This window comes from Methyloversatilis sp., from assembly GCF_030696805.1.
In the GTDB taxonomy this organism is placed as follows: domain Bacteria; phylum Pseudomonadota; class Gammaproteobacteria; order Burkholderiales; family Rhodocyclaceae; genus Methyloversatilis.
Map to the genome: position 1 here is coordinate 25,311 of NZ_JAUYRO010000009.1, position 9,787 is coordinate 35,097.

Here is a 9,787-nt window from a genome sequence, read left to right on the forward strand (position 1 = left end):
AGACCGACCATGACCCTGACCCGCAAATCCGCCAGTGCCCCGCGCGGCACCTCGCGCCTCGCGCGCGCCGTGTCGGCTGCCGTGCCGCGCACGATGGACCGGCGCACCTTTCTGAAGCGCTCCGGCATGACGGCCGGTGCCGGCGCCTTTGCGTCGGCACTGCCGTTCTCGATGGTCGAGCGCGCCCGGGCAGCCGATACGCCGGCGGCCGGTGGCAAGGTTGAAATCAAGCGCACGATCTGTACCCACTGTTCGGTCGGCTGCGCCATCGATGCCGAGGTCGTGAATGGCGTGTGGGTAGGGCAGGAGCCGGTGTTCGACAGCCCGATCAATATGGGTGCGAACTGCGCCAAGGGCGCGTCGATCCGCGAGCACGGCCACGGCGAGCACCGCCTGCGCTACCCGATGAAGCTGGTCGATGGCAAATGGGTGCGCATGTCGTGGGACGACGCACTGACCGAACTGTCGGCCCGGTTGCTGAAGCTGCGCGAAGAAAGCGGCCCGGACAGCGTGTACTGGATAGGCTCGTCGAAGCACAACAACGAGCAGGCTTACATGATGCGCAAGTTCGTGTCGATGTGGGGCACCAACAACTGCGACCACCAGGCGCGCATCTGCCACTCGACCACGGTGGCCGGCGTGGCGAATACGTGGGGGTATGGCGCGATGACCAACTCCTACAACGACATGCAAAACTCGAAGGCCATCCTGTTCATGGGATCGAATGCCGCCGAGGCGCATCCGGTGTCGCTGCTGCACATCCTGCATGCCAAGGAAAACGGCGCGAAGATCGTCGTCGCCGACCCGCGCTTCACCCGCACTGCGGCCAAGGCCGACCACTTCGTGCGCATCCGTTCGGGCTCCGACATCGCCATCCTGTATGGCGTGATGCGCCACATCTTCGAGAACGGCTGGGAAGACAAGCAGTACATCGAAGACCGCGTGTACGGCATGGACAAGATCCGCGACGAGGCGATGAAGTGGACACCGGAGAAGGTCGAGGAAGTCAGCGGCGTGCCCGACGAACAGGTGAAGTTGATCGCTGAAACGATGGCGAAGAACAAGCCCTCGACCGTGGTGTGGTGCATGGGTCAGACCCAGCACACCACCGGCAACGCGATCGTGCGGATGATGTGCAATCTTCAGTTGGCGCTCGGCAATGTCGGCGTATCGGGTGGCGGCACCAATATTTTCCGTGGTCACGACAACGTGCAGGGCGCAACCGACGTCGGCCCGAACCCGGATTCGCTGCCTGGCTACTATGGCATTGCGACCGGATCGTGGAAGCACTGGGCGAGTGTTTGGGGCGTCGACTACGAGTGGCTCAAGGGCCGCTTCGCGTCGCAGGCGCTGATGGAGAAGTCGGGTATCACGGTGTCGCGCTGGATCGACGGCGTCACCGAGAAGAACGAGTTCATCGACCAGGACCCGAACCTGCGTGCCGTGGTGTTCTGGGGCCACGCGCCGAATTCGCAGACGCGCGGCAAGGACATGCTGGAGGCCATGAAGGCGCTCGATACGCTGGTGGTCATCGATCCGTATCCATCGGCCACTGCTGCGATGGCGGCCAGCGGCCGCAAGGACGGCGTCTATCTGCTGCCGGCGGCAACGCAGTTCGAGTGCGTCGGGTCCTGCACCGCGTCGAACCGGTCGATCCAGTGGCGCGAGAAGGTAATCGAGCCGCTGTGGGAATCGAAGCCCGATCACACCATCATGTATCTGTTCGCGCAGAAATTCGGTTTCGCCGACGAATTCACGAAGAACGTGAAGGTGACGAACAACGAGCCCAGCGTCGAAGACATCCTGCGCGAGATCAACCGCGGTACCTGGACCATCGGCTACAGCGGTCAGTCGCCGGAGCGCCTGAAGGCGCATATGCGCAACATACAGGTGTTCGATCCGAAGACGCTGCGCGCCAAGGGCGGCATCGACAAGGAAACCGGCTATCAGCTCGACGGCGAGTATTTCGGTCTGCCCTGGCCGTGCTACGGCACGCCGGAAATGAAGCACCCCGGTACGCCCAATCTGTATGACACGTCGAAGCACGTGATGGACGGCGGTGGCAACTTCCGCGCGAACTTCGGCGTCGAGAAGGATGGCGTGAGTCTGCTGGCCAATGACGGCTCTGCCTCGAAGGGCGCCGACCTGCAGTTCGGCTACCCGGAATTCGACCATGTGCTGCTGAAGAAGCTTGGCTGGTGGGACGAACTGACCGACGACGAGAAGAAGAAAGCGGAAGGCAAGAACTGGAAGACCGACTCGTCGGGCGGCATCATCCGCGTCGCGATGAAGGAGCACGGCTGTCATCCGTTCGGCAACGCCAAGGCGCGCGCCGTGGTGTGGAATTTCCCCGATGCCGTTCCGCTGCATCGCGAACCGCTGTTCTCGCCGCGTGCCGACCTGGTCGCCAAGTACCCGACGCACGACGACAAGAAGGCGTTCTGGCGACTGCCGACGCTTTACAAGAGCGTGCAGGACCAGTTCGCCAACGTCGGCAAGGACTACCCGCTGATCATGACCTCCGGTCGACTGGTCGAGTACGAGGGCGGTGGCGACGAGACGCGATCCAACCCATGGCTGGCCGAACTGCAGCAGGACATGTTCGTCGAGATCAACCCGCGTGCAGCCAATGATCGCGGCATCCGCGACAAGGACATGGTGTGGGTGAAATCACCGACCGGGGCCCAGATCAGGGTGATGGCGATGGTGACCGAACGGGTCGGCGCCGATACGGTTTTCCTGCCGTTCCACTTTGCCGGCCACTGGATGGGCAAGGACCTGATCGACAGCTATCCGGAAGGTGCAGCCCCGGTGGTGCGCGGCGAGGCGGTGAACACTGCCACCACCTACGGTTACGACTCGGTGACGATGATGCAGGAAACCAAGACCACGGTCTGCCAGATCGTCAAAGCCTGAAACGCGCGACGCAACCCACGCGGCGGGCGCCTGGTCGGGCCCGCGGCGGAGAACGGAGGACAACATGGCAAGAATGAAATTCATCTGTGACGCAGAGCGCTGCATCGAGTGCAATGGCTGCGTCACCGCGTGCAAGAACGAACATGAAGTGCCCTGGGGCGTGAATCGCCGGCGCGTCGTGACCATCAACGACGGCGTGCCGGGCGAGCGCTCGATGTCGGTCGCCTGCATGCACTGTTCCGACGCGCCCTGCATGGCGGTGTGCCCGGTCGATTGCTTCTACCGGACCGACGAGGGCGTCGTGCTGCACGACAAGGATCTGTGCATCGGTTGCGGCTACTGCTTCTATGCCTGTCCGTTCGGCGCACCGCAGTTCCCGCAGGCGGGGGCTTTCGGCCTGCGCGGCAAGATGGACAAATGCACCTTCTGCGCCGGCGGCCCGGAGAAGAATGCGTCGGAGGACGAATTCCGCAAGTACGGCCGCAACCGCCTCGCTGAAGGCAAGCTGCCGCTGTGCGCTGAAGTCTGTTCGACCAAGGCGCTGCTCGGTGGCGACGCCGACGTGCTGGCCGACATCTATCGGCAGCGTGTCACCACGCGCGGCAAGGGCGCCGACATCTGGGGCTGGTCGACCGCCTACGGCAGGCCGGACGCACCGGCCCAGCAACCTGACGCGGGGGGCAAATCATGAGACGACTGACGGGATCGGTACTTGTTGCCGCCGTGGCGCTGTCGCTCGTCGGCTGCGGCGAACACGAACAGGTGGTGGTCTACAAGCAGGGCCAGTATCAGGGCAAGCCCGACACCAAACCGTGGGACAACGAATCGTTCGCGGGTGACCGTGCGCAGTGGGAAGCCACCATCAAGGCGCGCAACCAGAGCCAGAACGAATACCGCCGCATCAACGGTTAGGAGGCTGCGATGACTCATCACTTCTCATGGCTCGTCCGTCTGCTGTGCTGCATCGGTGCGCTGTTGGTGCTGCCGTTGCAGCCGGCACTGGCGGCCGATGCGGCCGACCAGGCGACCAGTCAGCAGTATCAGCCGCTGAACAATGCACCAGTTTGGCGCGAGGTGCGTTCAGGCGATGCGCATTACACGTCGGTCAAGGGGGTCGAAACCGGTGTGCTGATCCAGTCGGGCGGCCAGACCTGGCGCGCGCTGCGCAACGGTCCAGTGATGTTGTATGGCGGCATCGCCTTCTGCGCCATGGTGATACTGCTGGCGGTGTTCTTCAAGCTGAGGGGGCCGATCATGCTGTCCGGCGCGAAGACCGGTCGCCTGATCCATCGTTTCAATACGCTGGAGCGCGCATCGCATTGGGCGATGGCGATTTCGTTCTGTGTGCTTGCAGTCAGTGGTCTGGTGATGCTGTTCGGCAAGCATGTACTGCTGCCGGTATTCGGCTACTCCCTGTTTGCCACCGTGGCCGTGGTCTGCAAGAACGTGCACAACTTCATCGGCCCGCTTTTCATCCTGTCGGTGGTCGTGTTCATCGTGCTGTTCATCAAGGACAACGTGTGGCAGTCGATCGACGCACTGTGGATACGCAAGGCGGGCGGCTTGCTGACCGGTGAGCATGTGCCCTCGCATCGCTTCAACTTCGGCGAGAAGACCTGGTTCTGGCTGGGCGTGGTGTTCCTGTCACTGACGGTCGGCATCAGCGGTCTGGTACTCAACTTCCCGAACTTCGAGCAGGGACGTTGGGTGATGCAGACCGCCAACATCGTGCACCTGATCGGGTCTCTGTTGGTGATGACACTGTCGCTCGCGCATATATATATAGGCAGCATCGGCATGGAAAGCGCGCTCGACGGGATGAAGACCGGCTACGTCGACGAAACCTGGGCCAGGGAACACCACGAGCTCTGGTACGACGAGGCGATGAAAACTCAACCCGCGACACAGCCGGCAGGTGGAATGCCTGTCACGGCCCGCGTCTGATCGGAGGACTACGCATGAACAGGATAGTGGTGTTGATGATCGGTGCGCTGCTCACCACCGGAGCGCTGGCCAAGCTGCCGGAAATGACGGAAGAACAGAAGGCTGCCGCGGCCGAGAAGAAGGCAAAGGCGGCTGAAGGCGACAAGAAGGCGGCGGAATTACTGGCCGCCTCGCAGGATGCGGTGGCGGGAAAGTACATCGAGCGGATGAAGGCGCAGGGCGTCACCGTGACGCCGACTCCGATTGCGCCCCCGGCTGTCTCGGCAACGCCGGCGGGTGCAGTCAATCCGCCTGTTGCTGCGCCGGCCACACCGCCGGCAGCGAAGTAACTGCCCGCAGCACACAACGTCTCGTGTTGAAAAAGGGCACCGTGAGGTGCCCTTTTTCAATCTCGCGCTCTGGGTTGCGCGTGATCCCGAGGGACGCCGATCAACCGCCGAAGCGGTAACGCATGCCGATCCAGCCAGCTCGAGGTGCGCCCGGCGCGTAGAAGGTTTCGTCGCGCCAGTTGTTGTCGTCCGGATCGAAACTGTTGTTCGGGCCGACGAAGGGGTTCTCGCCGATCTGGCCGGCGGTAAAGTAGTGCTTGTCGAACACATTGTTCATGCGGGCAAACGCCGACCAGCCGGCACCCAACTGGGCGGTCGCCACCAGATTGACCACGCTGAATCCGGCCGTCTTGCCACCTTCGTCATGCTGGTTGTTTTCGTTGCCGCGCACATAGACGCCCGAGTGCGTCACGATGTCGGAGCCGAGCGTCAGCCACTGCGTCGGGCGCCAATCCAACCCAAGCTTGAAGCTGTGTTCGGCGATGCCCGGAATGCGGTCGCCGGACGTGATGCGGATGTTGTCGGCGCCGCAGGATGCGTCCTGCGCCGAGTTTTCCGGTGACACGACGCACTCGCCCGAGCGGTAGGTCGCATCCACCCAGGTGTAGCCGGCCCGCCAGGCCATCTGGCCGTAGTCGCCCCCCATGCCCAGTTCGACGCCGTGTCGCTGTGTCTTGCCGAAGTTCTTGAAGTAGCCCTGGCCGACGGTGTTGCTCGACACGAACAGGATGTCGTCTCGGCTCATTGAACCGAACGCGGCGGCATTCCAACGGATCGGACCTGCAACGCCGCGGATGCCGAACTCGATGCCGCGGGTGACCACCTGGTCAAGCCGCGGGTCAGCCTGCATGGCGTTGGGCAGTTTGCATGGCTCGTTCGGGTCGGAACAGCCCAGCTCGATCGGACTGGGCGCGCGATTTCCCTGCTGCGCATTGGCGTAGATCGTGACTGCCGGGGTCAGCGCATATGTGGCGCCGATCGCCGGATTGATCTTGCTGTAGGTGTAGTCGCTGTTGAGGCTCGAGGTGGCATCCAGCTGGTCGGTGGTCTTCACGCTGGTGTGGTTGTAGCGCGCCGACATTGAGACGGCGGCTTCCGGCACCGGTTTCCAGGTCCCGGTGGCGAACAGGCTCCAGGTCTGTGTGCGGCCACGCAGTTTGGGGTCGGGGTCCTCCTCCGTATCGGTAGGATTCACCGAACGGTCCAGATTGAAGTCGCCTTCCTGTTCGGTCTGCTGGAACCGGGTACGGCTGTGGTCATAGGTCGTGCCGACTGCCAGTTGACGGTCTTCCAGAATCTTTGCCCACTGTGCGCTGAAACCGTAGCCCAACTGGCGCGTGCGCGTTCGGTTGAGCACGCCTTCCGGGTCGCCCGGGGCGGCGAATTCGTCATTGGCATCGCCGTTGAGCGTGCGTACGTTGTTCGTGCGGACATAGACCGTGCCTGACAGTTTGTGCACGTCGTCCAGCCAGTAGCCGCCATTCAGCGACAGCATGGTCATCCGGTTTCGGGTGTTGTCGGGTGACGTGAAGATCGATTTGCGCCGCTGTTCGTAGAACGACAGTGGCGTCAGACCGTTGCCGATGAGATCGCTGTTTGCGTGGGTGAGGTTCAGGTCTAGCTCATGTTTTGCGGAACGATGCGAAATCTTCCCGAAGAACTGATTCACGTCCGACGGCGAGGAGTCGCGCCAGCCGTCTTCCTTGAAGCGCGTGGCGGTGAGGTACCAGCCCAATTCGCCGTTGTTGCCGCCGTGTTCGGCGGTGACCGCGTGGCGTCCGAAGCTGCCGGTATAGGCTTCCAGTCCGGTGCCGGCATGGCTGAAGCCGTCCTTCGTACGGATTGCCAGCGCGCCGCCAAGCGTATTCAGGCCGAACAACGGGTTCGAGCCCGGTATCAGGTCCATCGATGCGATCGCGTTGCGCGGGATCAGGTCCCAATTCACCACGTCGCCGAAAGGTTCGTTGATGCGCACCCCGTCCTGATACACCGACAGGCCTTGGGGAGTGCCGAGCAACGGGCTTGCGGTGAAGCCGCGGTAATTCACGTCGGCCTGGTAAGGGTTGCCCTGGATTTCATTGACGTTGACGCCCTGCAGCTGGCTGCCAAGAAGCTCCGGCAAGCCTGCGGCTCCGGTGTCGCGCAGGCGATCCCGGCGGATCGACTGCACGTTCGAGGGAATCTCGTCTTTCGGCCGGTCGAGACCGGGGACAGGTGACGTGCCGACAACTTCGACCGTCGGCGCAACCGTACGCGCATCGGCTGCGACCGCGGCTGAGGTGCCAAGAAAGCCCGCAATTGCTATCGCAAGTGGCGTAAGACGCAGTCCTGCTTTGCCGTGATGACTGTTCAACTGAATTCTCCTCGGGTGGCGGCGCGCGCCACTCTGTGAGGCGCTGCGTCTGCAGTCGCAGGTCGCGACCGCAGCGGAAGATATCGAACGCTCGAAAGGAAAGATCGGGAAAAACTCCCGGTATCGGGAATTTTTCCCGATAGTTTGCGAGCGAAGTTCAGTCCTCTTTTGGCCCGAGCGAAGGCACAACGCCTAACCTAAGCGCGAGATGCACCAGTGCTGCCGATGTGCCGACGCCGAGCTTCTCCTTGATGAGGGCCTGGTAGTTGGCGACCGTCTTTTGGCTCAGGTTGAGCATCGTGGCGCACTCGGCGGCCGACAACCCCTGCGCGAGGAGCCGGAATACCTCGAACTCACGCGGCGAAAGATCATTGATGATGGAGCGTTCGGTATCAGGCGAACGAAGCTCGAAAGCCCTTTTGACGTCGGTACTCAGATAGCGCTCACCGCGTGCTACGTGACGAACTGCTTCTAGCAGCACTTCCGGAGCGCTGCGCTTGCTGATGAAACCGCTGGCTCCACTCTGCAGCGCCTTCTCGACGACCACTGCTTCATCGTGCACGCTGAATACCAATACCTTGGCACCTGCATCACGAGCTCTGATGCGGCGTATCAGGTCGATGCCGCTTGAACCAGGCAGCGAAAGGTCCGTTACCGTCACCTTGGGTGAATGTGCTGTGTAGGCGAGATAGCCCGAATCGGCATCTTCGGCTTCTGCGACGACGTGAATGTCGCGACCCGTCTCAAGCAATCGTGCATAGCCTGAGCGAACGATAGGGTGGTCGTCGACAAGCAGTACTTCAATCATGGTCCTTGACCTTATGGGGCTCATTGGCGTCCGCGTGCGCCGGATGTCGAAAGCTGCAACTCACCATGACACCGCCCAGCGAGCTCTTGCCAATCTTCAGCGCGCCACCGAGCATGGACGCGCGTTCGCCCATGCCCAGCCAGCCCAGACCAGGGCGCACTCTCACTGCATCGTACCCGCCACCGTCATCCTCGATGACAAGTTCGATCGTGTCGGTATCGGCATGATGACCGAGGACGATTCGGACGTGGCTGGCATTGGCGTGTTTCATGACGTTGGAAAGAGATTCCTGGATGATGCGGAAGATTGCAATGTTCGCGTCTTCACCGAGTTCATCGAGGTCTCCCCGTGGAAGCAGGGCGCAGTTTATCGTTGAACGCTCTTCCCATGATTCGCACAGCGACTGTACGGCCCCGAGCAACCCAAGGCTATCCAGACTCGCCGGACGCAGTTCGTAGAGCAATCCTCGCACCGTCTGGTAAAGATCGTCCGCTGATTCCGCGATACGGTCCGCCGCGCGCTTCTCCGGTGATGGATTCGCAAGGTGATCGCGCAAAAAAACTGCGTCGATGCGAATCGCGTTGCAGCACTGCCCGAAGTGGTCATGAAGCTCATGTGCAAAGCGCCGACGCTCGGCCTCTTGAAGCCCGATCAAGGCCTGTGCCAACTCGCGGTTGCGTGTGACCAGCAGTTTCAGGCGTCTTTCGACGGCGACACGCGAGGCCAGCTCATGTCGAGCATCGCGCCACCGCATGAATGAAAAAACTGTTAGCGCCACCGTCAAACCAAGCAGCGCAATGAACAACTCGTCTGCCTGGACGACTTCATAACGTGTGAGCTGCGTGTGAAACCGTTCGTAAAGCTCTGCCTGCGAACTGGCGACGAATGTGATGGCCGCAGTGGCTACGATGAGCGCAAGCTCAATCTGGTGCCTGTGCTTCCTGATGTAGGTGCTTTTCATTTGCCTATATATATAGTTGCTTGAGCCTCCGCACGCATTCCGTAGCGTCATCCGGGTTGTTGCCGGAAAACCTCTGATGCGCGCGGTCCTGTATCAATAGCAAATCTTGCCGAAGGGGTTGACCTTCTTCGTTCGATCAGTCATAATCTTTTTCTCTCGAGCGCGGGGTGGAGCAGTCTGGCAGCTCGTCGGGCTCATAACCCGAAGGTCACAGGTTCAAATCCTGTCCCCGCAACCACCGATTTTCAAGCGGTTAGGTCGAGAGAAAAAGTGGTGTGAAAGTAGTTGCAGAATCGAAATTGTGTTACAGTCTCATTTCTGTGCTGCACGAAATTGCAGCGAAGCTCTTTAAAAACACAAACAGCCGATAGGTGTGGGCACGGCATGGTTGTAACGGCGTGTGGATGTCGTTTCGGGGCAACCTGGGGTGATGGAGATACGCATGACAACTAAATTGAAGTGCTCATACGAATCAA

At 61.4% G+C, this 9,787-nt stretch carries 8 protein-coding genes and 1 tRNA gene; 6 read left to right on the plus strand and 3 right to left on the minus strand.

Annotated elements, in window-relative coordinates:
- Positions 1 to 9: 9 nt before the first annotated feature.
- From Q8R75_RS00920 to Q8R75_RS00940, 5 genes are all read left to right on the plus strand, one after another.
- Positions 10 to 2,916 carry a formate dehydrogenase subunit alpha gene (locus Q8R75_RS00920; protein ID WP_305625938.1) on the plus strand — a complete coding sequence of 969 codons (2,907 nt, stop codon included), beginning with the start codon at positions 10 to 12 and terminating at the stop codon, positions 2,914 to 2,916.
- A gap of 64 nt (positions 2,917 to 2,980) precedes the next feature.
- Positions 2,981 to 3,607: a formate dehydrogenase FDH3 subunit beta gene (fdh3B, locus tag Q8R75_RS00925; protein WP_305614574.1), complete on the plus strand. Its 627-nt coding sequence runs from the start codon at positions 2,981 to 2,983 to the stop codon at positions 3,605 to 3,607.
- Positions 3,604 to 3,828 carry a hypothetical protein gene (locus tag Q8R75_RS00930; RefSeq protein WP_257079621.1) on the plus strand — a complete coding sequence of 75 codons (225 nt, stop codon included), beginning with the start codon at positions 3,604 to 3,606 and terminating at the stop codon, positions 3,826 to 3,828. Before fdh3B ends, Q8R75_RS00930 begins: the two co-directional genes overlap by 4 nt.
- Positions 3,829 to 3,837: 9 nt before the next feature.
- Positions 3,838 to 4,860, plus strand: coding sequence for a formate dehydrogenase subunit gamma (locus tag Q8R75_RS00935; protein WP_305625937.1), 1,023 nt, complete (start codon positions 3,838 to 3,840; stop codon positions 4,858 to 4,860).
- Positions 4,861 to 4,874: 14 nt separating this feature from the next.
- A complete protein-coding gene (locus tag Q8R75_RS00940; RefSeq protein ID WP_305614572.1) occupies positions 4,875 to 5,189 on the plus strand; it encodes a formate dehydrogenase in 315 nt (104 codons plus the stop codon).
- A gap of 100 nt (positions 5,190 to 5,289) precedes the next feature.
- Here Q8R75_RS00940 and Q8R75_RS00945 read toward each other — a convergent pair whose 3' ends face one another.
- The 3 genes from Q8R75_RS00945 to Q8R75_RS00955 form a co-directional block, all read right to left on the minus strand.
- The gene (locus Q8R75_RS00945) at positions 5,290 to 7,542 is read right to left on the minus strand and encodes a TonB-dependent receptor (RefSeq protein WP_305614571.1); all 2,253 of its coding nucleotides are present in this window, start codon (positions 7,540 to 7,542) and stop codon (positions 5,290 to 5,292) included.
- A 157-nt stretch (positions 7,543 to 7,699) separates the two neighbouring features.
- Entirely contained in the window at positions 7,700 to 8,350 is a 651-nt protein-coding gene (locus Q8R75_RS00950; RefSeq protein WP_305614570.1) for a response regulator transcription factor, read from the minus strand.
- The gene (locus tag Q8R75_RS00955; RefSeq protein ID WP_305614569.1) at positions 8,343 to 9,311 is read right to left on the minus strand and encodes a histidine kinase; all 969 of its coding nucleotides are present in this window, start codon (positions 9,309 to 9,311) and stop codon (positions 8,343 to 8,345) included. The genes Q8R75_RS00950 and Q8R75_RS00955 overlap by 8 nt, the downstream gene beginning before the upstream one ends.
- Before the next feature lie 161 nt (positions 9,312 to 9,472).
- Here Q8R75_RS00955 and Q8R75_RS00960 point away from each other — a divergent pair.
- A tRNA-Met gene (locus Q8R75_RS00960) sits at positions 9,473 to 9,549 on the plus strand.
- Positions 9,550 to 9,787: the final 238 nt, after the last annotated feature.